This is a genomic window from Rhodococcus oxybenzonivorans, assembly GCF_003130705.1.
In the GTDB taxonomy this organism is placed as follows: Bacteria; Actinomycetota; Actinomycetes; order Mycobacteriales; family Mycobacteriaceae; genus Rhodococcus_F; species Rhodococcus_F oxybenzonivorans.
The window spans coordinates 112,358-136,692 of the sequence record NZ_CP021355.1 but is presented as its reverse complement, the minus strand read 5'-3'; the positions used below and the strand labels follow the sequence as shown (position 1 = coordinate 136,692).

General features: G+C 64.8%; 21 protein-coding genes, 6 pseudogenes and 1 other annotated feature. Of the genes and pseudogenes, 17 read left to right on the top strand and 10 right to left on the bottom strand.

Annotated features, from left to right (window positions below; all coding sequences use genetic code 11):
* Positions 1-57: 57 nt before the first annotated feature.
* From CBI38_RS31475 to paaK, 10 genes are all read left to right on the top strand, one after another.
* Entirely contained in the window at positions 58-1,278 is a 1,221-nt protein-coding gene (locus tag CBI38_RS31475; RefSeq protein WP_109335553.1) for a thiolase family protein, read from the top strand.
* Positions 1,275-1,994, top strand: a complete 720-nt coding sequence (locus CBI38_RS31470; protein ID WP_109335552.1) for an enoyl-CoA hydratase/isomerase family protein — start codon at positions 1,275-1,277, stop codon at positions 1,992-1,994. Before CBI38_RS31475 ends, CBI38_RS31470 begins: the two co-directional genes overlap by 4 nt.
* The gene (locus CBI38_RS31465; RefSeq protein WP_109335551.1) at positions 1,991-2,845 is read left to right on the top strand and encodes a 3-hydroxyacyl-CoA dehydrogenase family protein; all 855 of its coding nucleotides are present in this window, start codon (positions 1,991-1,993) and stop codon (positions 2,843-2,845) included. Before CBI38_RS31470 ends, CBI38_RS31465 begins: the two co-directional genes overlap by 4 nt.
* Positions 2,842-3,621 (top strand): enoyl-CoA hydratase/isomerase family protein, encoded by a 780-nt coding sequence (locus CBI38_RS31460; protein WP_109335550.1) that lies wholly within the window; start codon positions 2,842-2,844, stop codon positions 3,619-3,621. The genes CBI38_RS31465 and CBI38_RS31460 overlap by 4 nt, the downstream gene beginning before the upstream one ends.
* Before the next feature lie 78 nt (positions 3,622-3,699).
* Entirely contained in the window at positions 3,700-4,641 is a 942-nt protein-coding gene (paaA, locus tag CBI38_RS31455) for a 1,2-phenylacetyl-CoA epoxidase subunit PaaA (protein ID WP_109335549.1), read from the top strand.
* Positions 4,638-5,000, top strand: a complete 363-nt coding sequence (gene paaB, locus CBI38_RS31450) for a 1,2-phenylacetyl-CoA epoxidase subunit PaaB (protein WP_109335548.1) — start codon at positions 4,638-4,640, stop codon at positions 4,998-5,000. Before paaA ends, paaB begins: the two co-directional genes overlap by 4 nt.
* 13 nt (positions 5,001-5,013) lie before the next feature.
* A complete protein-coding gene (gene paaC, locus CBI38_RS31445; RefSeq protein ID WP_109335547.1) occupies positions 5,014-5,931 on the top strand; it encodes a 1,2-phenylacetyl-CoA epoxidase subunit PaaC in 918 nt (305 codons plus the stop codon).
* Between the two features lie 41 nt (positions 5,932-5,972).
* Entirely contained in the window at positions 5,973-6,434 is a 462-nt protein-coding gene (gene paaD, locus CBI38_RS31440) for a 1,2-phenylacetyl-CoA epoxidase subunit PaaD (RefSeq protein WP_109336073.1), read from the top strand.
* Positions 6,434-7,528 (top strand): 1,2-phenylacetyl-CoA epoxidase subunit PaaE, encoded by a 1,095-nt coding sequence (paaE, locus tag CBI38_RS31435; protein WP_109335546.1) that lies wholly within the window; start codon positions 6,434-6,436, stop codon positions 7,526-7,528. Before paaD ends, paaE begins: the two co-directional genes overlap by 1 nt.
* A 31-nt stretch (positions 7,529-7,559) precedes the next feature.
* A complete protein-coding gene (gene paaK / locus CBI38_RS31430; protein WP_109335545.1) occupies positions 7,560-8,867 on the top strand; it encodes a phenylacetate--CoA ligase PaaK in 1,308 nt (435 codons plus the stop codon).
* Between the two features lie 89 nt (positions 8,868-8,956).
* Here the strand turns inward: paaK and CBI38_RS31425 are convergent.
* From CBI38_RS31425 to CBI38_RS31405, 6 genes and pseudogenes are all read right to left on the bottom strand, one after another.
* Positions 8,957-9,295: pseudogene (locus CBI38_RS31425) on the bottom strand (ATP-binding protein); the annotation flags it as partial.
* A complete protein-coding gene (locus tag CBI38_RS40695) occupies positions 9,292-9,528 on the bottom strand; it encodes a hypothetical protein (RefSeq protein WP_418328372.1) in 237 nt (78 codons plus the stop codon). The pseudogene CBI38_RS31425 and the gene CBI38_RS40695, both read right to left, overlap by 4 nt.
* Positions 9,508-10,212: pseudogene (locus CBI38_RS31420) on the bottom strand (IS21 family transposase); the annotation flags it as partial. The gene CBI38_RS40695 and the pseudogene CBI38_RS31420, both read right to left, overlap by 21 nt.
* 46 nt (positions 10,213-10,258) lie before the next feature.
* Positions 10,259-12,781 (bottom strand): tyrosine-type recombinase/integrase, encoded by a 2,523-nt coding sequence (locus tag CBI38_RS31415; protein WP_109335544.1) that lies wholly within the window; start codon positions 12,779-12,781, stop codon positions 10,259-10,261.
* Entirely contained in the window at positions 12,778-14,019 is a 1,242-nt protein-coding gene (locus CBI38_RS31410) for a tyrosine-type recombinase/integrase (protein ID WP_109335543.1), read from the bottom strand. The genes CBI38_RS31415 and CBI38_RS31410 overlap by 4 nt, the downstream gene beginning before the upstream one ends.
* A gap of 76 nt (positions 14,020-14,095) precedes the next feature.
* Positions 14,096-14,455: pseudogene (locus CBI38_RS31405) on the bottom strand (IS21 family transposase); the annotation flags it as partial.
* Between the two features lie 264 nt (positions 14,456-14,719).
* Here CBI38_RS31405 and CBI38_RS31400 point away from each other — a divergent pair.
* A complete protein-coding gene (locus CBI38_RS31400; RefSeq protein WP_109335542.1) occupies positions 14,720-14,926 on the top strand; it encodes a hypothetical protein in 207 nt (68 codons plus the stop codon).
* A 151-nt stretch (positions 14,927-15,077) separates the two neighbouring features.
* On the opposite strand, the pseudogene CBI38_RS31395 reads toward CBI38_RS31400, so the two are convergent.
* From CBI38_RS31395 to CBI38_RS31385, 3 genes and pseudogenes are all read right to left on the bottom strand, one after another.
* Positions 15,078-15,344: pseudogene (locus CBI38_RS31395) on the bottom strand (DUF8129 domain-containing protein); the annotation flags it as partial.
* A 28-nt stretch (positions 15,345-15,372) separates the two neighbouring features.
* A protein-coding gene (locus CBI38_RS31390) for an IS3 family transposase (protein ID WP_109325563.1) occupies positions 15,373-16,646 on the bottom strand; the annotation gives its coding sequence in 2 pieces (ribosomal slippage) (positions 15,373-16,370 and positions 16,370-16,646; 1,275 coding nt in all).
* Positions 16,243-16,374: a sequence feature (AL1L pseudoknot), on the bottom strand. It overlaps the preceding gene by 132 nt.
* A gap of 50 nt (positions 16,647-16,696) precedes the next feature.
* Positions 16,697-17,404: pseudogene (locus tag CBI38_RS31385) on the bottom strand (ferritin-like domain-containing protein); the annotation flags it as partial.
* Positions 17,405-17,572: 168 nt separating this feature from the next.
* Between CBI38_RS31385 and CBI38_RS31380 the strand changes: the two are divergent.
* On the top strand, positions 17,573-17,860 hold the full coding sequence (locus tag CBI38_RS31380) for a hypothetical protein (RefSeq protein WP_109335541.1): 288 nt from the start codon (positions 17,573-17,575) through the stop codon (positions 17,858-17,860).
* Between the two features lie 215 nt (positions 17,861-18,075).
* Here the strand turns inward: CBI38_RS31380 and CBI38_RS31375 are convergent, their stop codons facing one another.
* Positions 18,076-18,927 (bottom strand): DUF4268 domain-containing protein, encoded by an 852-nt coding sequence (locus CBI38_RS31375; RefSeq protein ID WP_230990383.1) that lies wholly within the window; start codon positions 18,925-18,927, stop codon positions 18,076-18,078.
* Positions 18,928-19,475: 548 nt separating this feature from the next.
* Here CBI38_RS31375 and CBI38_RS40370 point away from each other — a divergent pair.
* From CBI38_RS40370 to CBI38_RS31350, 5 genes and pseudogenes are all read left to right on the top strand, one after another.
* Positions 19,476-20,537, top strand: a pseudogene (locus CBI38_RS40370) (IS110 family RNA-guided transposase).
* Positions 20,538-20,602: 65 nt separating this feature from the next.
* Complete coding sequence (locus CBI38_RS31365) at positions 20,603-21,274, top strand: hypothetical protein (protein ID WP_162603330.1); 672 nt, start codon at positions 20,603-20,605, stop codon at positions 21,272-21,274.
* Positions 21,275-21,301: 27 nt separating this feature from the next.
* Positions 21,302-22,110, top strand: a protein-coding gene (locus tag CBI38_RS31360) for an IS5 family transposase (protein WP_204164786.1) whose coding sequence is annotated in 2 segments (ribosomal slippage) — positions 21,302-21,650 and positions 21,650-22,110 — 810 coding nt in all. Because the reading frame shifts where the segments join, the coding sequence is not laid out codon by codon here.
* A 546-nt stretch (positions 22,111-22,656) separates the two neighbouring features.
* Entirely contained in the window at positions 22,657-23,274 is a 618-nt protein-coding gene (locus CBI38_RS31355; protein WP_335743645.1) for an SOS response-associated peptidase, read from the top strand.
* Between the two features lie 135 nt (positions 23,275-23,409).
* Positions 23,410-24,228 (top strand): immunoglobulin domain-containing family protein, encoded by an 819-nt coding sequence (locus CBI38_RS31350; RefSeq protein WP_109335539.1) that lies wholly within the window; start codon positions 23,410-23,412, stop codon positions 24,226-24,228.
* Positions 24,229-24,335: the final 107 nt, after the last annotated feature.

The window sequence follows — 24,335 nt, the reverse complement described above, 5'->3', positions numbered from 1 at the left end:
AATGACCGAATGTTCGGTTATTAATGTACCTACTGAACCGCGGTAGAGGAGCAAAGAGTGGGCGAAGTTTTCTTGGTGGCGGGCGCACGAACACCGCAGGGGAGATACGGTGGCGCGCTGTCGAGCGTTCGGCCGGACGACCTCGCCGGCATCGTCGTCGCAGAGGCGGTGAGGCGCGCCGGCGTCCCGGCCGAGACGATCGACGAAGTAATTCTCGGCACCGCCAACCAGGCCGGTGAGGACAATCGGGACGTAGCCCGCATGGCAGTACTCCTCGCAGGCCTGCCCGACTCCGTCCCCGGATACACCGTCAATCGACTGTGCGCGAGCGGTCTCACCGCCGTTGCCAACGCTGCGTCGACCATTCGCAGCGGCGAAGCCGACATCATCGTCGCAGGCGGCGTCGAGTCGATGACGCGGGCGCCGTGGGTCCTGGCCAAGCCCGGCACCGCATGGGCCAAGCCCGGTGAAATCTTCGACACCTCGCTCGGCTGGCGATTCACCAACCCGACGTTCGCTGCTCACGACGCCGCGATTCCGGCCGGCTCCGGACCGGGCGTCCGTAAGATCACGCTGTCGATGGGTGAGACAGCTGAAGAGGTCGCACTGAGCGAGGGCATCACCCGCGAGGAGAGTGACGCGTTCGCGCTGCGCAGCCAGGAGCGTGCCATCGCCGCCGTCGACGCGGGCCGGTTCGCCGACGAAATCGTGTCGGTGCCGACCACGAGCGGCGACGTCATCGAGGACGAAACCCCGCGCCGGGGAACCACACTCGTGAAGTTAGGCAAGCTGAAGGCCGTCTTCAGGCAAGGCGGTGTCGTCACCGCGGGTTCGGCTTCGCCGTTCACCGACGGCGCTGCAGCGCTCGTCGTCGCCAGCGAGGAGGCCGTCGAGAAGTATGAACTCGAGGTTCGCGGGCGCATCGTCACCAGCGCGAGCGCCGGCATTGCACCCAACGTCATGGGGCTCGGACCCGTTCCGTCGACACGCAAGGCTCTTGCCCGTGCAGGGTGGAGCATCGACGACGTCGGTGCCGTCGAGCTCAACGAAGCGTTCGCCGCGCAGTCGCTCGGCGTCATCCGTCAACTGAAGCTCGATGATTCCATCGTCAACGCCGACGGCGGCGCCATCGCCCTCGGACACCCTCTCGGCGCGTCGGGCGCACGCATTCTGCTCACGCTTCTCGGCCGCATGGAACGCGAGAAGGCTTCGCGCGGTCTCGCGACCCTGTGTGTCGGAGTCGGGCAGGGCGTGTCGATGCTGATCGAGGCGCCGTGAACACGCTCGTCGTAGAGGAACTCGCGGACCGCGTCGTCGTGACGCTCGTTCGCGAGAAGCAGCGCAATGCTATCGATGCGGAGATGATCTCCGAGCTGCACGAGGTCTGCGCCCGCGTCGAACACGATCCCAAAATGCTCCTTCTCACCGGCCAGGGCGATCACTTCGCCGGCGGCGCGGACATCAGCCAGCTCCGCGCGCGAACACGTGACGACGCGCTGCGCGGAATCAACCGCAACCTGTTCGACCGCATCGCCGCGCTCCCCCTTCCGACCGTCGCAGCGATTCGCGGCTATGCACTCGGCGGCGGCGCAGAACTGTCGTACGCCTGCGACATTCGAATCGCTTCGTCCACCGCGGTGTTCGGTAACCCCGAACCGGGTCTCGGGATCATGGCCGCGGCCGGAGCGAGCTATCGGCTGCCTACCCTCGTCGGTGTCTCCGTCGCCAAGCAGGTCCTGCTCGGTGGCCGCACACTCGACGCGGAAGCCGCGCTGTGTTCCGGCTTGGTGATGGACGTCGTCGAAAATCCGCTGGCCGCTGCGCATGCACTGCTCGATCGTGTCGCAAAGCAGGCTCCGCTGGCGCTGAAGCTGACCAAGAAGATCGTCGATGCACCGGGATCGCACCCGTGGGCTGACGATATCGCCCAAGCCGTCCTGTTCGAGACCGAAGACAAACAACGCCGCATGACGGCATTCCTGGAGAAGAAATGACAGTTCCCGAGCATGTAGGTGTCGTCGGCGGCGGGCGGATGGGCGCGGGCATCGCGCAGGTTTTTGCGGCGCTGGGTTCGACCGTCGTCGTCGCCGAGGCCGCCGATCAGAAGGCAGCGTTGGGGCGCGTCGAAACGGGTCTTGCTCGTGCCCACGAACGCGGCAAACTGGCAAATTCCAGCCCCGAGGAGGTTCTGGCTCGCGTCACCACCGTCGCCGGGCCTACCGACCTTCCGTCCGAGCTGGACCTGGTCGTCGAGGCTGTTCCGGAGATTCCGTCGCTCAAGGTCGAGGTGCTCTCGCTCATCGACAAGACGGTTCTTGCCAAGACGGTCATCGCGTCCAATACCAGTTCCCTCTCCATCGCCGAACTCGGTGCCGCTGTGAACGACCCCGCCCGTTTCATCGGAATGCATTTCTTCAACCCGGTTCCGGCGTCGAGGCTGGTGGAAATCGTGCGGGCGCCTGCGACGTCGCCTGACGTGGTCGAGCGCGTGCGCGCATGGGTGTCACTGCTCGGCAAGACCGAAGTACTCGTCAACGATTCCCCCGGTTTCGCCACCAGCCGCCTCGGCGTCTGCCTCGGGCTCGAGGCCATCCGCATGCTCGAGGAGGGTGTCGCTGACGCCGAATCGATCGATCGAGCGATGGAACTCGGTTACAAGCATCCGATGGGTCCGTTGCGAAGTACGGATCTCGTAGGACTCGACGTCAGGCTGGCCATCGCCGAGCACCTGGCATCGACGATCGGTGAACGTTTCACCCCACCGCAGCTGCTTCGCGACAAGGTTGCGCGCGGCGAGCTAGGGCGCAAATCAGGCAAGGGGTTTCACGAATGGGAGAGCAAATGACCGTACGACTGGATGTATCCGACGGGCTCGCCACCATCACGCTCGCTCGACCCGACGCGCACAACGCTCTCGATGCCGCAACGAAGGTCGCCTTCCAGGGGGCGGTCGACACCGCGGCCGGGAATTCGACCGTGCGGGCAGTGCTCGTCACGGCCGAGGGTAAGAACTTCTGCGTCGGCCAGGACCTCGGCGAGCACGTGACCGCGCTCGAGGCCGACCCATCGACGGCGATGGACACCGTCGGTGTGCACTACAACCCGCTCATCAGTGCGCTGAAGAATATCGCCGTGCCGGTCGTCGTCGCGATTCCCGGCGCCTGCGTGGGTGCCGGACTCGGGATCGCTCTGGTCGGGGACATTCGCGTCGCCGGGACCAAGTCGTCTTTCGCGACCGCGTTCACCGGCATTGGGTTGGCCAGTGACTCCGGCCTGAGCCACTCGCTGGTGGAGTCTCTGGGCGCCAGCCGTGCCTCCGCACTGATCCTGCTGGGCGACAAGATCTCGGCCGAACAGGCGTTGCACTGGGGTCTGGTACACCGGGTCGTCCCAGACGATGAGGTTCTCGCGACCGCCGAAGCGTTGGCTGTGAAGCTCGCAGCAGGACCCACCGAGGCTTACCGGCAGGTGAAGTCGCTGGTCCGGGCGTCGGCATCCGGATTGTCGGACGCTCTGGATCGTGAACTCGCTGCGCAGAAGCACCTCGGGCAGACGACGGACCACAAAGCCGCGGTCGACGCATTCCTATCGAAGCAGAAGCCGGTCTTCACGGGACGCTGACGAGAATTTCCTTGCGCCCCGCGTCGCTCTCGCGCATACTAATTACTAACCGATCATTCGGTAATAGAGGTAGGACTGATGACCACGTCACATACCCTGGAAGCACTGCAGGAAACCTTCGACGAAACCATTGCCCACGAGCAGCGCGTCGAACCTCGCGACTGGATGCCCGACGGCTACCGCAAGTCGCTCATCCGCCAGATCGCGCAGCACGCACACTCCGAGATCATCGGAATGCAGCCGGAGGGCAACTGGCTCACCCGCGCGCCGTCGCTGCGCCGCAAAGCCATCCTCATGGCGAAGGTTCAGGACGAGGCCGGACACGGACTGTACCTGTACTCCGCCGCCGAGACACTCGGAGCCGACCGCGCCGACCTGACGGCAAAGCTTATCGAGGGCAAGCAGAAGTACTCCTCGATCTTCAACTACCCGACCCTGACGTACGCCGACGTCGGTACCATCGGCTGGCTCGTCGACGGCGCCGCGATCTGCAACCAGGTTCCGCTGTGCCGCAGCTCCTTCGGTCCCTACGCCCGCGCAATGATTCGCGTGTGCAAGGAGGAGTCGTTCCACCAGCGCCAGGGGTACGAACTACTCGCGACGATGATGCGCGGCACCGACGAACAACGCCGGATGGTCCAGGAATCGGTGAACCGCTGGTGGTGGCCGGCACTGATGATGTTCGGCCCGCCCGACGACGAGTCCCCCAACACCGAGCAGTCCATGAAGTGGGGCATCAAGCGTCACACCAACGACGAACTGCGTCAGCGCTTCGTCGACATGTCCATCCCGCAGGCGGAGGCGCTCGGCGTCACGTTCCCGGACCCCGACCTGAAGTGGAACGAAGAGCGCAAGTCGCACGACTTCGGTGAGCCGGACTGGTCCGAGTTCATTCAGGTCATCAAGGGCAACGGCGCATCCAACGTCGAGCGCATCGCCAACCGCCGCGCAGCGCACGAGAACGGCGCCTGGGTGCGCGAGGCAGCAACCGCATTCGCGGAGAGGACCGTAGCATCATGAGTGAATTCACGGCCGAGGGCGGCCACGACGCAATTCCCACAGAGGGCGTACCGACCGAGCCGAAAAGGGAGTCCGTCAAAGCGGATTGGCCTCTGTACGAGGTGTTCCTGCGCGGCAAGCGTGGGCTGAACCACGTTCATGTCGGATCGTTGCACGCCGCCGACGACTACATGGCACTGCGCCACGCTCGTGACGTCTACACCCGCCGCAACGAAGGCGTCAGCATCTGGGTGGTGCCGTCCAATGCGATCGTCGCGTCGTCGCCGTCGGAGAAGGATCCGTTCTTCGCGCCCAGCGGTGACAAGGTGTACCGCCACCCGACGTTCTACGAGATCCCCGACAACGTCCCCCACATGTGAGGCTTGAAAATCGATGACTGATCACGACAACGCCTACGAAGGCCTCGTCGACGAGGATTCGCACGGCCAGTGGGCGTTCGGTACCAGCTTCGACGATCCACTCGCCGGTGTCGACACCACCGTCCCGGACGACGTCGACCTGAAGGCTCTTGCTGCGTACTGCCTCATGCTCGGCGACGACGCGCTGATCAGCTCGCAGCGACTCGCTGAATGGAGCACACGGGCACCAGAGCTCGAAGAAGAGGTGGCTCTGGCCAACGTCGGACTCGACCTTCTCGGACAGGCACGTCTGTTGCTCGCCCGCGCCGCCGCAGCGGATAGCGCCGTGGTGCCGTATATCTCGGATACGACTCCTGTTCCATCGGAGGATGCACTGGCGTTCTTCCGCACCGACTCCGAGTTCAGGAACGTCCGACTGACCGAACTCGACAACGGCGACTTCGCCATGTCACAGGTACGCCTGCTGGTGTTCGCGACGTGGCGTCTGGCAATCTTCGACCGCCTGCGGACCTCACGGGACCCGGTTCTGGCCGCGGTCGCGAACAAGGGCGTCAAAGAGCTGACCTACCATCGCGACTACGCTGCCCGCTGGGTCGTCACGCTCGGGTGCGGCACCCACGAGTCGAAGCGTCGCGTTCGCGACGGCCTCGACCACATCTGGCCCTACGTCTCCGAACTGTTCGTCCCCACCGACGAGGAAATAGCGCTCGCGAAGGTCCGCGTCGGCGTGGACCCCAGGAAAGTGCGCGACGAATTCGACTCCGTCATCGCACAGGTTCTGCACGCCGCCGAACTCGAAGCCCCGACCGGCAAGAGCGTCGGCACCATCGGCGGACGCGGCGGGCGGCGCGGCATCCACACCGAAGCCCTGGGCCCGCTCATCGCAGAGATGCAGGTCGTGGCGCGCGCCCACCCGGAGGGAGTCTGGTGACGACCATCGAGCGCACGGCCCGGGAGATCGCGGCATCCGTCATGGACCCCGAGATGCCGCTACTCACTCTCGACGACCTCGGTGTCCTGCGCGACGTCGAGGTGCGCGGCGACGGCAGCGTGCTCGTCACCATCACCCCGACCTACTCGGGATGCCCGGCCATGGCGACAATCCGCGACGACATCGAACACAAGCTCCGCGACAACGGCTACACGTCGATCGAGATCGCCACAAGCTTGACGCCGGCGTGGAGCACCGACTGGATCTCCGACGAGGGTCGTTGCAAACTCCGCGACACGGGGTACTCGGTGCCCGGTCCCGCGCCGGCCCGCACGCCAGGTCCGGTTCCGTTGACGCTGACCGTAAAGCCCCGTGAGCTCGAATGCCCGCAGTGCGGATCGTCGCACACCCGGCTCACCTCCGAGTTCGGCGCAACCTTATGCAAGGCGCAGTACCGCTGCGACGACTGCCTCGAACCCTTCGACCATGTGAAGGAAATCTGATGACCGTTACAGATGAGCCCGTCGTCACCCCGAGTCGCAAGAAGGCGTTTCACACGCTGACCGTCGCGGATGTCGAGTCGTTGTGTGACGATGCCGTCGCCGTCACCTTCGACGTGCCCGACGACCTTCGCGACGAATTCAGCTTTCGCCCTGGGCAATCGTTGATGCTCAGCCGCACGGTGGACGGTGTCGAGCATCGGCGCTCGTACTCCATCTGCGCCCCCGCCGGTGCGCGCCCTCGCGTCGGCGTCCGTGAGGTCACCGACGGCCTGTTCTCGTCATGGCTCGTGCAAGAAGTCAAGGCGGGTGATCGCATCGACGTCCAGGGACCGTCCGGAACGTTTCACGCCGACCCCTCCGCGGGTGGCAGGCACGTACTCATCGCCGCCGGCTCCGGCATCACGCCGATGCTGTCGATCGCCGGCTCCGTCCTCGCAAATCCGGAGTCGGAAGTCGTTCTGTTGTACGGTAACCGGCGCACCCGGTCGGTGATGTTCGCCGAGGAGATTGCGGACCTCAAGGATCAGTACGGCCCCCGTTTCGATGTCATCCACGTGCTCTCCCGTGAACCGCGTGAAGTCGAGCTTTTCAGCGGCCGGCTCGACGCCGAGCGCCTCCGCAACATCCTCGACGCCGTGGTCCCGACCCCGGACATCGACCACTTCTGGTTGTGCGGCCCCTTCGGTATGGTGACCGACGCGCAGACCGTGCTCGCCGAATTCGGTGTGCCGAAAAGCAATATCCACCACGAGCTGTTCTACGTCGACGACGTCCCGCCGCAACAAGAAAAGCATCGCGAGCCGGGAGTAACCGGACCCAGCAGCGAGGTGACCATCATCCTCGACGGGCGGAACGTGACCGGCGCCCTTCCACAGGACGAGTCGATTCTCGACGCCGGCGAGCAACTGCGCGCCGATCTCCCGTTCGCCTGCAAGGGCGGAGTGTGCGGCACCTGCCGCGCCAAGGTGACCGGCGGTCAGGTGGACATGCGCCGCAACTACGCACTCGAGGACAACGAGGTCGCCGCCGGCTTCGTCCTCACCTGCCAGACATTCCCCGTCAGCGACAGCGTGACCGTCGACTTCGACGCCTGACCCCGGACATCGTGAAACATCGGAGACACTCATGACCAGCGTGCTGCCCACCCCGACCGACACACCCGACATCGAGAACGCGAGCCGTGACCGCATCTCCACACTCCAGCTCGAGCGGTTGCAGTGGTCGCTTCAGCACGCCTACGACAACGTCCCGCACTACAAGAAGGCCTTCGACGACGCCGGCGTGCACCCCAGCGACCTGAAGGACTTGTCCGACCTCGCGAAATTCCCGTTCACCGCGAAAAAGGATCTGCGCGAGAACTACCCCTTCGGAATGTTCGCGGTGCCGCAGAACAAGGTGTCCCGGATCCACGCCTCGTCGGGTACCACCGGCCGCCCCACGGTGGTCGGCTACACCGCGAATGACATCAGCAACTGGGCCGACCTCATCGCCCGCAGCCTCCGCGCCGCCGGCGTCACGCCGTCGGACAAGGTGCACGTCGCCTACGGGTACGGATTGTTCACCGGTGGACTCGGCGCGCACTACGGCGCGGAACGCCTCGGCTGCACCGTGATACCGATGTCCGGCGGAATGACCGATCGCCAGATCCAACTGATCGAGGACTTCCAGCCTGACGCGATCATGGTGACGCCGTCGTACATGCTCACCATCGTCGACGCGATGATCAAGAAGGGCATCGACCCGTCCAAGACGTCCCTGCGTACCGGAATCTTCGGCGCCGAGCCGTGGACCGAGGAGATGCGTCGCGAGATCGAGAAGACACTCGACATGGACGCCGTCGACATCTACGGGCTCTCCGAGGTCATGGGTCCCGGCGTCGCGATGGAATGCGTCGAGACCAAGGACGGGCTGCACATCTGGGAAGATCATTTCTACCCGGAGGTCATCGACCCCGTGACTGGCGAGGTCCTCCCCGACGGCGAGGAAGGCGAATTGGTCTTCACCTCGCTGTCCAAAGAAGCCATGCCGATCATCCGCTACCGAACCCGCGACCTGACCCGCCTGCTGCCCGGCACCGCCCGATCGATGCGCCGCATGCAGAAGGTCACCGGCCGCACCGACGACATGATCATCCTCCGCGGCGTCAACCTCTTCCCGACGCAGATCGAGGAACTGATCCTGACCGTCCCCACGCTGGCACCACAGTTCCAGTGCGTCCTCGAACGCGCAGGACGGATGGATTCGCTGACAGTGCTGGTCGAAGCCCGTCCGGACGCCGGCCCCGAGGCCCACCCCATTGCCACAGCGACATTGAAGAAACTGGTCAAGGATCGCATCGGGGTCAGCGTCAACGTCACCGTTCTCCCGCCCGCAGCACTGGAGCGCTCAATCGGCAAAGCCCGCCGTCTCGTGGACAACCGACCGCATGCATGAGGTGACCTGATTGACCGAAGACTTCAAGCACTGGCGCAACAAACCTCGTCGAAGACGTTAATGAGAGTCGACGAACACCCGTTGATAACCGACGGTCCGCTGACCGCCAGGTTCTCGGCGCGGTGCACCCACTCCAACGTGCTCAGGGCGTGCTGGGTAGGAGCCGGGATCGATGAATCCTCTTCCCGCCATGACGAAAACGTCTTCCCAGCCGGAAGCCCCGCGGTTTTGCGGCGCATCGCCTTCGTCGCCTCGTCCCGGCCGCGGACCTCTTCGTCGAGAAGGACCTTGAGCACCTCGGTGGGATCCCACCGCTGCGCTTTCGCAGTGGCCAACACCTCCGGTGCGGCAGCCCGCAGGTAGGGCAGGCGCATCCGTTTGAGGACGGCGAGGAGGTCGTCGGGTAGTGGTGGCGCGGTGGGGTTCACGAGCTTGCCTCCGCACTCGTGCTGCCGAATCCGGCCCAGGCGGCAGTACCGGGTTGGGCCGAATGACTTTCGTCGGCGACGACGAGCCCGGTCTCGGCTGCGGTGGCGGTGTGGTGCGCGACGATCGCCGGCAGATCCCCCTCGGCGAACCGACCGGATTCGGCCGCTCTCGACAAAGCCGAGTCGACGGTGGCGGCGCCGACGAATGCGGCCAACTCGACCGCGGCGGTCATCTTCGCCCGGATCCGGACCGTGCCGGCCGCCGACGCGGCGACCAACCAGGTGTGCGCGCCGGGCCCGAGGTCGAGGAAGCGGGCCTCGGCCGCGGAGCGGGCCTTCGGGACCGGCGGCTTCGGTGCCCCACCCGGTTCCTGCGGATGACCGGGGTAATGCGCCAGGTCGATCCGCGGGTGGCGCTTTCGCGGTGCCGACGCGCGTTGACCGTGGCACAGAACCGCTCACAGGCGGTCTCGAGGTCGCCGAACGAGGCATACGCCGGCAGCAGGTTCGCGTCGGTGGGTACCAGATCAGCTTTGGCGATCTTCACCGTCGCCTCGCTGCCACCCTTCGATTCGGGGTCGAACAGCCGCGCTGGTGTGCACGGCCATGCCGTAGTGGCGGGCGGCTTCGACGATTTGCGGATGGCGTACCGGTATCCCGGCGATGTGGTCGATGCTCACGGTGCGGGGATTGTCGGTCAGCGCGTAGGTTGGCACTCCACCGAAGCGACGCACCGTGGCATCGAGGCACGCAATCAACGTCGGCAACGTTTGATCCCACACCGGGATCACCACACGGAAGCGTGACCACGCCAGCCAGGCGCAGAACAACAGGGTCGAGCGCACGATCCCGCCCGGTCCGGGCACTTTCGGGCCGTTGCCCCAGTCGAATTGCATCCACAATCCGGGTTCGGTGATCTTCTCTGAACTAGCGGCCAGGTGCCGTTCCTGCTGTTGGTGGCGACTATTGGTCATGTTCCCGGCTGATGGGAGTGGTCGGGTGGTGTGGGATTGTCGCGGTGCGGCCGGCGAGTTCGCGGAAGCCGGGGATACCGAGTGCGACTGTGGCATTGCCTCTGGCGATGGCGGTGCCGATCTCGGCGAGTTTTTCCCTAGTCGCGGCGAGGCTGACCCGGAGTCCTTCGGCTTCCCCGACCCAGCCTTTGTGCTCGGCTTCCGCGATGCGGGTGATGAGGTTGTCGCGGATGTCGACCAGGCGGTGTCGTTGGGCTGGATCGACCCTCAGCAGCGGACAGCGAACGCAACTGTGCTCGTGAATGCAGCCGGTGCCATATGCGCGGCCGCAGTCACCCAGCGCCAGTCGTCGCCGCTCGAAGTGGCCAAGGAACTCCTCCCATTCGGCGTCGGTGGGTCTGCGGTATTCCTCGCTGGGCCGCAGGGCTCGGCGACGGGCGATGAAGGCGCGGTGTCCATCGATAGCTTCCTCGGGATAGACGGCCTTGTAGCCCATGGTGGTGTTGATGTCGCGGTGGCCGAGTATCAGCTGTGCAATGTGGGGCGGCATCCCGTTCATCACTGCGTCGGTGGTGAACAGGCGGCGGAAGTCGTGGGGCGCGAAGTCCAACGGTCGGCCCGCCGTGTCGGTGAGACCGGAGCGGGCCAGGGCGCCGCTGATCAGGTCGCGGACACCGCCGATGGGGATCGGCCGGGTCTCGAGGCCGATGGCGCGTTGGAACAGCAGCGGCATCGGTGGGTTCCAAACCTTCTCGTGGTGGTCGTAGGCGACCACCAGAGGGACACTGCCGTCGCTGCCGCGGACGCGACAGACGACCGCCGACAGCACATCGGCCAGTTCCGGTGAGATCACCAGCAGGCGTTCCTGATCGGTCTTCGACGGCGGAATCTGTAGTAGCGGAATGAGTTCCCCGGTGTGAGGTGTGCGGTATTGGACCAGGCTGGGGTGGGTCAGCTCGGTGAGCTCCTCGACCCGGATGCCGGTCATCCGCAGGACTTCGATGGCGGCCCACGCCCAGAAGGCGTTGTCCTCTTCACGGTTCAGGTCACGTCGTCGACCGGTGTCGGGTTCTTCGGCCCAGATGCGGGGCGAGTGCCGTTTCAGGCGTGCGCGCCGCAGTGTGAGGCCCTCCACGGTGAATTGCTCGCCAGGTCCGACCGTCCGGGCTGCCGCGAGGCGGGCCGCGGCTGCCTTTCGTTCTCGTTCGACGACAGTGGCCAGCGCGGGCAGTGCGGGCAGGCGTTCCCTGGTGCGCTGGTCCATGCGAGACTTGCGGCGGGAAGTCATCTTCCGGTGCTGCACGTCGGCGGCCCGGATCGGGCACGGCACCGCCCACGGTCCCCAGCGGGCCGGGTCGTCGACGGCCCATTGCGCCAGGTCGAGGTAGAAGCAGCGCACGGTGATCAGGATGTCGGCCGCGGAGTCGCGTTCGACCGTCGTCTCGACGACGTCGCCGTGTTCGTTTCTCGACCGCACCGTGCGGGTGCGGATTCGTTGTTTCCACCCGGCGGCGACCTCGGGGGTCAGCTGCAGCGAGTCGATTCCCGGATGGTGTCGTTCCAGGTCCTTCCAGAACCACAGGGTCAGCGTGGTGGCCAGGTTGGTCAACGTGCTGTAGTCGACGGCGGGTTGCCGTTCGCGCAAGTAGTCCACCAACAGCTCACGCACCGGGCGACAGGCCAGGTCGTAGCGGTCGACGAGCTGCTCGACCGACAGCCTGCCGGCGAAAAGGCTGCTGAACATGCGCACCGTTGGCGGCGCATCCGCGGGGAAGGCCCCGATCGAATGCAGCAGCTGGTAGAAGAGCGGGCTGTGCCGACCGGAGCGGTTGGGTCCGGGGAACACCTCTCGGCTGGTCTGCATCAATTCGATGCAGTCGCCGGGGGTGACGTCGGCGACCGTGCCGCCCTTGGCGGCCATCATCAGCGCCACCCGCTCGATGGCCGGGACCATCGTCGCATCGCCCACCGTGCTCGACGTGCGGACCGCCCGCAGCTGCGCCAGGCCATGACGATCGCGGACTTTGGCCATCTCGTTGGCGATGCGCAGCGGCGAGGACGTGGCCATCAGCCAGCCCAGCGACGGGCGCACGTAGTCGCCACCGATGAGCTGGATCAGCCCCATACCCAACAGCCTGTGGACCGAGCCGGGCTGCTCGCCGAGCAGCCCTGCCTCGTCCAGGTCGGCAAGCAGCTTGACGCGCCAGTCCCGGTGACCGTCGATCCCGGCGCCGGTGGCGTTCCACCGCTGCTGCCACGACGAGCCCGGATACAGCTCAAGCCAGTCCAGCACCGTCTGCAGCGACTTCTTGCGGTGATAGCGGGCGTTCGAGTCCTCGGCCCGAAATGGTTCGCCCGCCAGTCGGGCTTCGACGGTGCCGCGGCTCTGCCGGGTTGCCGGCCACGAGGTCGGCGCCGGCCGGGGCGGAAATTTCTCACGCAGCACCTCCGCTTCCCGGCTGAGCTGCCATGTTCTCGTGTTCCCGGCGCTGGAAACGGTTGCCGTCGTCATGACGTCCCCCGGCCGAACAGCACGTCCAGGCTGTCCTGCCGATATCTCAGCGGCGGTTGCTCGGGTTCGGGCAGCGGCTCGGTTCGTCGTCGGTGGTGGGCCAGCACCGCCTCGACGACGTCTTCGGGAGTCGGATTGACGTAGATCTGAGTTGTGGTCAGCGACGAGTGGCCAAGCACCCATTGCACGTCGGTGATCGGCATCTGCGGGTCGCGGGCCAGCCGATAGGCCGCGGTGTGACGCAGGTCGTGGAGCGACCAATTCGACCCCAGCAGCGCGTTCGCACGGCCGAACATCGCCCGGGCGGCGTGGTAGTTCAACGCACGATACGGCCGTCTCAGCGTCCACCACACCGGGTCATCCGGCCCGGCGGGCACCACGCCGTGTGTCTGCTGCTGGTAGAGCCGCAACCACACGAACGCGTCCGGCGACGCGGGGACCTGTTGCATCGCCCGTGACCCCTTGCGCACCACTGTGATCAACTGCCCGCCAGGATCGACGCCGCCTTGCAGCACTCCCAGCAGTTCCGACGCTCGAACTCCGGTGGACACCCAAAACGCGACCAACGCCCGGTCCCGATCACACGACAAGCGAGCGAACAACTCATTGAACAGCGCGTCAGGAATCTGCCGAGGGATCCGCTTGACCTGCCGGGGCCGATACAGACCGGCGCGCTGCCGCTGAAACGGGTCCATCTGGTTGTGATGCGCATTCGGGCGACCGGACCGGGCCAGCGGAAACGGATTCGCCAACGGCCCGGTACCGGCCTCCACGTGGAACGCGTAGAAGCCGCGCAGCACCGTTTCGGAGTGCGCCACGGTCGCCACGGCGTAGGTGCGACCCGGCGAGCTCTTGCCGGTCACCGGGTTAAGCGTCGGTATCGTCGCCGCTGCAGGCTTGTCGGAGGAACGCCAATGCGGCCGAACGGGTTTGGTGCCCATCTGAATCCATCGGGAGAAGTCTCGCGCCTCGGCCCTCGTCGCCTCCTGCCACGCGACCTCCACTGCCGACAGGAAACGGAACCACCGAAGCAGGTCCATCCCGTAGGAACGCTGCGTTGCCGTCGACCGGCCCGCCGCCTGCAGTTCGGCCAGATACGCCGTCACCGCGCCCACCGGCTCACCACAAGCATCGACCAACCGAAACGGCTCCCACGGATCGCCGGTGGACACCAACGACCCGACCAACTCGACCCTCAACGACTCCAGATTCCGATTTCCATCTCGTGATTCAGACATGGTCAGGCAACATAGCCGGGCCTCACAGCGACCAGCTCGAAGAACACGAACCCACACTCCGGTAGTTCAGTCAACACACCCAAGGCCGGTAGGTGCGGCGGTGCCCGGCCTGCCATGCGGCTTTCGCATCCGCCACCGCGCGTCGGGTGGTGCGTTCGGTCCCCTCGAACCCGAGCTCGAGGAGTCGTTCGTGGACGATGTCGGCGCGGACCTTGCCTTTGCTGCGCTCGACCCACTCCTCGATCTTGGGCAGATGGTCGTCGATGATGCGCGGTCGCCGCGAGGGGCCGGTCACCGACATACCGGCGTCACGGGCGGTGACGTAGCGGCGGACGGTTTTCGGATCTACCCCGGCCAGCTGCGCCGCGGAGTGCGCGCTGCCGGTGGCGTCGTATGCCTCGAGAATTTCCATGATGTCCCTGTCAGACTTCTTCATGCGTCCCTCCGGTGGGAGTCGCTCAAGGTGGTCGAAGACCTCGAGCAAAACCCCGGAGGGGCGCCTGTTTCAGGACCGACACACCGCCGGTCCCGTATTCATCGACAGGGAGATCAGCTGTCCGTCAGCAGGGACGAACGTGTCCGCCTACAGGGAGGTTGGCATGTCCGCTAGCAGCGGATTAACTGGCCTACGGGCCGGCGCAACAACACACGGGTGCGGCGGCTCGACCATGGAACCAAAACGAGTAGTGGAGGTCAGCACATGGCAGGTATCGTGTCGAAGTTCGACAAGGCCTACGAAACCCGTCCGATCGAGGAACTCGCGCAGGCCCCGGTCGCCGCGCTCGAGGGGGTGAGCGAGTCCGACGCCGAACACCTCAAGGCGGCGTTCAACATCAAGACCGTTGCGGACCTGGGTACCAACAAGTTCTTCCTCTGGGCGCAGGCAGTCGCGAAACTCGCCGAATAGACCCCCCGCGCCCGGGTCGGCCCGGCAACGGCTCGACCCTGGTTGCAGAGGAATACCCCCGCAAACCTTTCGAGGCTGCGGGGGGTATTCCCGTGAACCGGGGCCCCGGTCCGCCACGCCTGCTGACGGGCGGCACCCGGGGCGACCGGGGTTAGGTGATTCCGGCTACTTCCTTGGCGATCGCGGCCAGCCGGGTCTGCGCGGCCGAGACGACCCCGTGCCGGTTCTTGTTCGCTTCCTCGTAGGCAACGATCGCCCGCACATCGGAAGGATCGGTGAGTTCCTTCACCGCCGCCACAGCTTGGGAGACGTTGAGCTCGTCGAAGTCCTCGATCGGCAACTCGTCCGATTCCGGGACACCGGTGGCGGTGCCGGTGCGGACCGAACGCAAGGCGTCGGCGACACCTTCCGCACCTTGAACCATCCCGGGTCCGATGCACACACTGTTATTTGTGTGCGACCGGTTGATCGGCACGTTCTGCAGCGTAGTACCTGGCCTCGTACTCGGTGGGTGGGATCCGCCCAAGGCGGTGCATCAGCCGGTCGGTGTTGTACCAGTGCACCCACGCCGAGGTGGCCTCCTCGACGTCGCTGACGGTGCGTAGCGGCCCGATGCGGAACGGGGAGTCGTCGGCGATGCACTCGGCCTTGTAGAGCCCGACCGTCGTCTCGGCGAGGGCGTTGTCGAAGGCGTCGGCCACCGACCCGATCGACGGCAGCAGTCCCTGCAGGAACAAGGTCTCCCCGAAGCGCAGAGCCGTATATTGCGACCCCGCGTCGCTGTGGTGAATAGTGTTTCCGCGCAATGGGTTACCTTGCATCGTCCGCAAGGTGCAGGCCTGGTTCACCGCCCGCTGCACGAACGCGGTCTCCTTCGACGTCGACACCTCCCAACCGACGATCGTGCCGGCGAACGCATCGATGACGAACGCCGTGTACGCGAAGCCGGACACCATCCGGACGTACGTGAAGTCCGCGACATAGAGCGCGTCGGGCCGATCGACCCGGAAGTTCCGGTCGACCAGATCCGGCGGCCGCGGCGCCGACGGCTCCGGCACGGTGGTGCGGACCCTCTTCGCCCTGCTGGCACCGCGCCACCCGTTGACGCGCATGAGCCGTTCGACGGTGCAGCGGGCCACCTCGATGCCCTGACGGCGCAGGTGGGCCCACATCTTCAACGAGCCGTACAGCGACTCCGGCCTGCGTCGACCGTGCTCGTCCCGCTCGACGTAGTAGGAGGCCAGCACCGCGGTGATGGTGGCGTCCCACAATGCCCGTTTCGACAACGGCCGGCTGCGCCAGGCGTAGAAGGTTCTCGGGGCGATCGTGCACCCGTGCTCGGTGAGCACCCGGCAGATCGGTACGACCCCGAACTGATCGCGGTGTTCGGCGATGAACCGGCAGATCACTTGCGTGGCGGGTCGCACTCCCGCGCGAAGAAAGACGTTGCAGCCTTCAATATTTCGATGGTCTTCTCGAGCTCGGCGTTCTTCCGCCGCAAAGCCCGCAGTTCGGCCTCAGCCTCCGATGCCGACGCAGCCGGGGTGCCGCCACCCGCCGCCTCGGCCTTGCGGACCCACACCCGCACCGTCTCCGTCTTCAGGGACATCCGCTCGGCGATCGTACGGATCGCCTCGTACTCCGAGGCGTACTCGTCACGGTGTTCGAGGACCAGGCGCACGGCCTTCTCCCGCACCTCGGCTGGATAGACATTCGGCATAAGGATCACCTTCCCAAGAAAGAAGGTGTGCATCAAACTCGGGACGATTCACCTTGCTGGCGGGTGACCCTTTCGGCGGTCTCGAGGGCCGCGTCGCGGCTCGCGGTCAGGGTTTTGACCGCGACATCCCCGGCGTGCGCGCCCCGACTCAACAGCTCCTCCAACGAGGGTGGGGTGACGCGGACGGTGTCCAGGGCCCGGTCCAGGCCGCGGGCGGACCAGGACACCGGCACGTTGATCAACCGCACCGCGGTCCCGGTGGCCGCCTGCAACGGGGTGCGGCGCAACGCGGCCGGCCCACCGAGCGCGTCCTCGGCCAACACGGTGGTCAGCCAGTCCACCGTGGCCTGGTGGGCGGTGATCAGCCGGAACGCGAGATTCTCGATGTCTTTGCGGCCCGCGGCGGTGGCGAGGGCTTTGATGTAGCGGGCGCGGTCGAGGAGCTGGTGTTCGAGGGCCAAGTCACCGAGTAGGGCTTCGTCGAACGGTTGGGCCTGCTCGACCACCGTTTTCACCGCGGCGGCGGCACGTCCCAGGAACGGTCCGATCAGCTCGGGGATTCCGCCAAGGTCGCGGATCGCGGCGTCGATGGCCTCGGCCCGGGCTCGGGCGTTCTCGGCGTTCTCGAGAAGTTCCCGCCGGACTGCTTCGGTTCTGGCTTGGGCGACTCGGGTCTCGGCGACCTGGATCTCAGTGTTGGTCAGATCCAGGATGGTGCGCAGCTGCGTCAGCAGTGTGGCGGTATCGGATGTGCTCATACGTGTTTACCCCTTCGACATGGACGGCTTCGGTTCGGCGCAGGGTGCACCGCCCCGTGACTACCCCGACCTACCCTCCGGTAACCGTCACGCGTCTGGGGATCGTTCGGCGCTCATGCGGGTTCCTGCCTATGCTCCGGGGGGTCCGCCGAGCGAAAGGGTGCGAGCATGCCCAAAAACATGAGTGCGAAGAAACCGGCGCCTGCGGCGGTAGCGGTGGGCGTGCGGGTGCTGGTCCGCCGAGCATCCGAGGAGGCGCAGACCGGTGAAGTCGTCGAGGACTACGCCGCCCTGACCGACTCCCGGCGTGGGCACGAGTGGGCGCCCGTGCATCGGTGGGCCATCGCTCTCGACGACGGGCGCCTGGCCTTCGCCGACACCGAGGACCTCACCCTCAACCCCCGGCGCACATTAACCCGGGCGCGGCGCCGTGCCGTTGACCAGCTGACCAGCTGACCAGCTGACCGAAGTTATCCCGGTCCGTTTGGTCCAAGGCCAAAACGGACCCTCGAACCGCAGGGAGGCGCTCAGTCCCCTTTCGCCTCCCCGCCCAGCTCGGTAACAGCTGACGACAAGGTCCCAAAGGTCACACGCCCCAAATTCCGAGCCAGGACTGATCAGAATGGTTTGTGCCCGAGTGTGTCCACCCGCCTGCGCTCACACTGCTGTTGTCACAGCGGCCTTATGTCGCGAAGGGCGGCGACTCCGCCGACCGCGGAGAGTGTCCCACGAAAGAGTGTCTGCTGCTCAATGAGCCAGGTGATCATCTCAGGCCAACGTTCAGTGGCGGAGATGTCATTGAAGGTAGAATTCAGCACAATACGTGCGCCCTTCCGGCCCGACATCTCGTCCCAGGAAAGTGTCTGGCCGAGTGCCGTCTCGAACGCGCTGCGGTGCTCGCGAAGCCAGTCGAATCGTGCCCTGTTGAGATCAGCGTCGCGCGAGTCGAAGTAAATCTGGGTGACCAGCGAACCGTTCACCCAAGCCATCGAGAGCACAACGCCGCTGAGCCCCAGTGGAGTGTTGCACCACGGCGCTCCACTGGTTTGAGCCCGCGTCCATTCGGGATGATTGGCCCTGATCTGCTCTAGGACCGCCTCCCAGAAATCTCGGTACTGGCGGACCATCGCCGACGCTTCACCGTGGGCCGATGAGGTGGCTTTCTTGACTTGCTTTTCCCAGTCATTTGGCTGCGCTACCAATTCAAAGTTTGGTGCTGCTTGCGAGTTTCCGATCTTGACCACGCGGATGACGATTCCGAAGACACGAGTGTTGTCGTCCGTGCGCTGGTTTAACCAGTCGATGGCAGCGCGATGCTCCGGCCGAAAGCCCGTGGTTACCCACACGATCGTGGTCGGATCGGTTCCCGCGGCATAGGTGATGATCTGGCCGAGGTGGGTGTGATTTGACGGCTCCAACTGGTTCTCGACGATCACGACCTCACCTGTCGTTTCGTCGTAGCCCTTCAAGTCCAGGCTGAAGCTACCCACTGGGTGTTCTGCGACGTCAAGAACGAGGTCCATGCCTAGGAGGTCGCTCAGGACGTCCACGTTCTGTAGGAGCCAAGGCGTGAAGTCGCGAGCTTCGTTTGGCCATATCATTCGTGGGGCAACGATCTCGAGGCGGCCGAGCCCAGAGGCGGTCACAGCACACAGGTTCGCATTCAGAGCCGACACTTGCACGCCTTTCCGGATTCGCTTCCGTTTTGGTCATGGCCAAAACGGACCCCGGTAGCGCCTGAATGGCGCTCAGGCTGTTTCGTCACCTCGGCCGGTCTGGTCGGCCAGGTAGAACGTTTCCAGGTGACAAGGTTCCGACTTATGTTCGTGAGAGCGGCACGTGGTCGGGTTAGCTGCCCGTAATGTGCCGTAGCAGACCGGAAGGGTTGACTCCTGAGGTTCCTGTCACCCCCCATCCAGCGGGGTTGACTTTGCGGGGGTTTGTCGCCCCTTCCGGTCTGCGTTCGCGGAGTGACTGGAGAGAGGCGTGACCCCAAGCTGCTGTGAGAGGTACTTGAAGTCGGATTGTCCTCCGCGGATCCCCATCCCAGCAGAGAAGGGAACCGTCCTCCATGATCGTCATCGGCATCGATCCCCACAAGTCCACCCACACCGCCACCGCGGTCGACCCCGTCACCAACACCGATCTCGGCTCGATCCGCATCGACGCCACCCTCGCCGACTACAAGACGCTGATCGCCTGGGCCAAGGCCTGGCCACAGCGCCAGTGGGCAGTCGAGAATGCCGAGGGGGCTCGGACATCACCTGGCGCAATGGCTAGTCGTCCTCGGGGAGATGGTCCTCGACGTTCCGGCCACCGCCACCGCCCGGGTCCGGCAACTCTCCCGCGGCGGCCGGCGCAAGAACGACCGCATCGACGCCGCCGCGGCCGCGTGTGTGGCCGCCCTGCAGGGCGACGCCCGACCGGTCGTCCCCGAAGGCCCGACCGACGTCCTGGCCTTGCTCGACGAACGTCGAACAAACTTGTGCAACAATCGCACTCGCATCGCCAATCAGCTGCACGCGTTGTTACGACAGTTGCTGGCCGGCGGGGCGCCAACCTCCTTGACTGCCGCCTCGGCCACGGCACTGCTGCGGGCTTCCGTGCCCGCAGCGAGGTGGACCGAACCCGCGTCGGGCTGTGTCGCGACCTGATCGCCGACCTCCGGCGCCTCGACGACCGGCTCGCGGTGAACGAGAAACAGATGACCCAGGCTCTCGACGAGCACGGCACCCGTCTGCGGGAGGTCGACGGGATCGGTCCGGTGACCGCCGCCCGCTTGATCGGCCGAACCGGGCGCGTCAGCCGGTTCCCGACCGCCGCGGCCTTCGCAAACTACAACGGCTCGGCACCGGTGCAGATCGCCAGCGCCGACACTGATCGCCACCGCCTGTCCCGGTACGGAGACCGGCAACTCAACAGTGCGCTCTACACGATCGCGATGGTCCAGATCCGGATGCCTGCCAGCACCGGCCGCGGCTACTACGACAAGAAGATCGCAGAGGGCAAGAGTGGCCGCGCAGCGAACCGCAGCCTCAAGCGGCACCTGTCCGATCACGTCTGGCGCATCATGCTCGCCGACGAAAAACGCAGCCACCGACAACGCGAGGAAGAATCCGAAAGGGCTGCTTGACAAATAGAGAGGCACCCCCGCGCCGGTCCGACTAACTGCCTTGGCCTGCATCCAGAATGGGTGACATGTGGAGCAACATAGTCACGGCCGGTCCGCTTCTCGCCGGCATATCGGCGGTCGGCGCACTTGCCTTTACGTTCAGCAAGAGTGCCATCTTGCGGCGGCGGGAGCAGACCCTACGAGAGATCAAATCCTCGTTTGGCCAGGGGACACCCCAGTACACAGCGATCTCTAAACTGCATCGTGCCACCGTGGCAACTCTCGTCGCCCGCCAGGAGCATGGTGTATGGAAGTTCATCTGGCCCTGGATGGCATGGTTGATCACTGCCGCTATCACAGCGCAAGCGGGCTTCAATCTGGGTCGATACGTCGAGGAGGGGAACCCGTTCGATCTGGACACCTTCGCCTATGAAGTGCTCGGTTCCGATACCCCGACGCTTTTCTTTACGCTGGCGTACGTTCCGGTCCTGGGGATGATTTTTCGCACCTACGAACATTATCTGCTCGAAAGGGCTCGCACGGCCAGTGCTTTTTACAACACCGGCAAGGTCAAAAATACAAAACCGATCTCGATGCTTGCTGCCTACATGCGTGAACCCCGACATGGCCGCCGCTATGGGCTTGGGTTCTTAAGGGATATTCTGCCCGGTATCTCCGTCATGGCGGTCGGAGTGGTTGCGGGAATTATGATCTACATTCGTTCTGCGTCCGACTTAGAGCGTGTCTCATGTGGATGAAGTGGCGTGTGGGGCATAATGTGACGCGTGTTAGATGGGTTGTCACTGCGGTTGGTGCCGGATGCGTTGTGGGAGATCGTCGAACCGTTGATTCCGCGATTCGCCGCACGGCCGCAGGGAGGTGGCAGTGCGCCGGTGGATGATCGGGCGGTGTTCACCGCGATCGTGTACGTGCTGACCAGTGGATGTGCGTGGCGGCATCTGCCGCCCTCGTTCGGGGTCACAGTTCCTACCGCGCACCGAAGATTTACCGTCTGGGCGGCGGCAGGGGTGTTCGAGAGACTGCACCGTGAGGTGCTCGACCGGCTCGGTAGCGCCGGTGAACTCGACTGGACGGCAGCGATCCTGGACGCCGCGAGCGTGCGGGCGAAAAAAGGGGATCGCTGACCGGGCCGAGTCCGGTCGATCGCGGCAAGAAGGGGTCGAAGATCCACGTCCTGTCCGAGTCGAATGGAATCCCGCTGGTCGTCGATGTGTCCGCGGCGAACACCCACGACAGCACCTTGCTGCAACCGATGGTCAGCGCGATCCCGGCGGTGAAGTCCCGACGTGGGCCGCGCCGTCGCAAACCCGGAAAGCTTCGCGCCGATAAGGGCTACGACTACGACAAGCACCGCCGGTGGCTGCGCGAAGAGGGCATTGTCCCGCGCATCGCTCGTCGCGGAATCGAGAGGAACGACCGGCTGGGCCGGTACCGGTGGAAGATCGAACGCACCATCGCCTGGCTCACCGGCTACCGACGCCTGACCATCCGCTATGAACGCCGCGCCGAGCACTTTGCCGGATTCCTCCATCTCGCGGCCGCGCTCACTTGCTTCAAGAAACTCCCCACATGAGACAACCTCTTAGGTACAGACTCCACGTCACTGGCGAACTTGTCGCTCGGGGCGGCCTTTGCGGTGCCATTTCTCGTTATACCAACGTTCTTTGTCATCGCTAGTGTGCGTGATCATAGAAAGGACATCGAACAGTTCGAGGATTGACAGTTGATCAATAAAATACTGATGCTTCAGACGTCCAGTATGTAATGCTCGCATGCGAGTCGCTTATGCCTTCGTCCTCCAACCACGGCATCCAACTAGTAAATTCGCCACTTGCCCAGCAGTCGCCTTGCATGACTAATTCACCGTCATAGTCACTTTACCGATGGAGCGCGCCTCCCATACGATCCTCGCGTGTCATCGCGGATGTACTTGAGTGAAATCAACGGCATGCATCCGCTACCGGCAACCAGGGACAGGGTTCATTATGTGCGGTCGCTACGCATCGACGACGAGTAGGACGACGCTGCTCGAGACTTTCGAGATCGAACCCGAACTGGCCGACCCCGAGATGGAGCCTGACTTACAACCTCGCGCCCACGAAGACCTCACCGGTCGTGATTGCACGCGTGCCGAAGGCGGGCGACGAGCAGTCCCAGCGGCAGTTTACGCAACCTCAAATGGGGTTTGACGCCATTCTGGGCAAAGGATCCGAAGATCGGCTCACGCATGATCAATGCTCGCGCCGAGACCGTGCACGAAAAGCCTGCATACAGGCAGTGTTTTAGATCGCGGCGCGGGATTGTGCCGGTTTCGGGGTTCTACGAGTGGTTCCCGACCGACGAGGTCGGCAAGTCCGGGAAACCGCTCAAGCAGCCGTACTACATCCATCCGGCCGACGGTGGCATTCTGCCATTGGCCGGCATCTTCGACTTCTGGCGCAACCCCGACGCCCCCGACGACGACCCGGACGCGTGGGTGGTCACGTTCGCAGTCATCACCACCGATGCCACCGACGACGTGGGACATATTCACGATCGGATGCCGATGAGTGTGGCCCAAGAGAACTGGGCGGACTGGCTCGACCCGACGAACACGGACGTCGACTACGCCCGATCCTTGATGGCGCCACCGCAACCGGGCAGCGTGGACACCTATCCGGTGTCCAAGGCCGTCAACAACGTCAGGAACAACGGCGAGGATTTGCTGAAGCCGAGCGCACCAGAAGGCCTCTCCTGACCACGGCTCCGACCGGCTGTCGCCCGACTCCCGTCTCGCGCCGAGCGATCATGCGCGCAGATTTTCAGAGCCTGCCTGCACACCCTCGATCGCCCGCGCCAGCGGTGTGGCTGAGGTATCGGTCGGGCTGAGACAATGGATGTCGTGAATCCCTATGAGGCGGTGCGTTTAGTCGAACTTGATCTGCGCCAACTGGTTCGCGTCGTGCTGGGGTCGTCCTGGCTGGAGGCGGCGCGCGAGGGTGGGGTTGTAGACGAGGCGAAGCTCGCTGCAAAGATGGCTGATGAGCGCGGCCGGCGCCCTGCAACGGTGGTGAGCACCGACTTGATCGATTACACCGATTTCACCCAGCTCCAAGTCCTGATCTTGGAGAAGCGATGGGGTGCGTTCGCTCCAGCGTTGGGCACGAAGAAGCACATCGAGACGTATCTGTCGAAGATCGCCGGGTTCCGCAACCCCACGATGCACGCCCGTGTCCTGCATCCTTTCGAGGAGCACCTAGTTCTCGGAATTTCTGGCGAACTCCGGAACCGCATCGCGATCTACCGCAACACCAAGGAGCAGTCGAGTATGTACTATCCCGTCGTCGACTCGATCACCGACAACTTCGGCAACATCCATGACGGCGTCACGAACGCGATTACCCAAACCGGGGTGCGGATGGAGATCGGCGAGACGGTCACGTTCACCTGCCGCGCCACTGACCCCGAGGACCGAGAGCTGCACTGGCAGCTCAGCAACAACGCTGCCGGTCAGGACAGTCAGACCGACGAGGCCACAGGAAACGAAGTCGTCCTGTCCTACACATTTGCCCGCGCCGACGTCAGTGAGCGGGTGCCTCTGCTCATCACCCTGCGCAGCAGTGGGGAATTTCATCGCCTACCCGGCCCCTCAGCGTGGGATGCAACCGCGATGTTTCACTACGCCGTCAACCCACCCTCCGACCACCGTTGAGACATTACTGCGACCGACAGCGCACAGGTGGTTGCCGCCGACCGGGAAGACGAAGAGCGCAAAGTTGCTGAAATACTGGGACTGTCAGGCGACGAAGCCGAAATCCT

Coding starts and splice junctions, on each gene's coding strand:
- CBI38_RS31465 (WP_109335551.1), top strand. CDS start 1,991: ATGACAGTTCCCGAGCATGTAGGTGTCGTCGGCGGCGGGCGGATGGGC.
- CBI38_RS31460 (WP_109335550.1), top strand. CDS start 2,842: ATGACCGTACGACTGGATGTATCCGACGGGCTCGCCACCATCACGCTC.
- paaA (WP_109335549.1), top strand. CDS start 3,700: ATGACCACGTCACATACCCTGGAAGCACTGCAGGAAACCTTCGACGAA.
- paaB (WP_109335548.1), top strand. CDS start 4,638: ATGAGTGAATTCACGGCCGAGGGCGGCCACGACGCAATTCCCACAGAG.
- paaC (WP_109335547.1), top strand. CDS start 5,014: ATGACTGATCACGACAACGCCTACGAAGGCCTCGTCGACGAGGATTCG.
- paaD (WP_109336073.1), top strand. CDS start 5,973: ATGGACCCCGAGATGCCGCTACTCACTCTCGACGACCTCGGTGTCCTG.
- paaE (WP_109335546.1), top strand. CDS start 6,434: ATGACCGTTACAGATGAGCCCGTCGTCACCCCGAGTCGCAAGAAGGCG.
- paaK (WP_109335545.1), top strand. CDS start 7,560: ATGACCAGCGTGCTGCCCACCCCGACCGACACACCCGACATCGAGAAC.
- CBI38_RS40695 (WP_418328372.1), bottom strand. CDS start 9,528: ATGACCGCCGCGGTCGAGTTGGCCGCATTCGTCGGCGCCGCCACCGTC.
- CBI38_RS31415 (WP_109335544.1), bottom strand. CDS start 12,781: ATGACGACGGCAACCGTTTCCAGCGCCGGGAACACGAGAACATGGCAG.
- CBI38_RS31410 (WP_109335543.1), bottom strand. CDS start 14,019: ATGTCTGAATCACGAGATGGAAATCGGAATCTGGAGTCGTTGAGGGTC.
- CBI38_RS31400 (WP_109335542.1), top strand. CDS start 14,720: ATGGCAGGTATCGTGTCGAAGTTCGACAAGGCCTACGAAACCCGTCCG.
- CBI38_RS31380 (WP_109335541.1), top strand. CDS start 17,573: ATGCCCAAAAACATGAGTGCGAAGAAACCGGCGCCTGCGGCGGTAGCG.
- CBI38_RS31375 (WP_230990383.1), bottom strand. CDS start 18,927: ATGGACCTCGTTCTTGACGTCGCAGAACACCCAGTGGGTAGCTTCAGC.
- CBI38_RS31365 (WP_162603330.1), top strand. CDS start 20,603: ATGTGGAGCAACATAGTCACGGCCGGTCCGCTTCTCGCCGGCATATCG.
- CBI38_RS31350 (WP_109335539.1), top strand. CDS start 23,410: ATGGATGTCGTGAATCCCTATGAGGCGGTGCGTTTAGTCGAACTTGAT.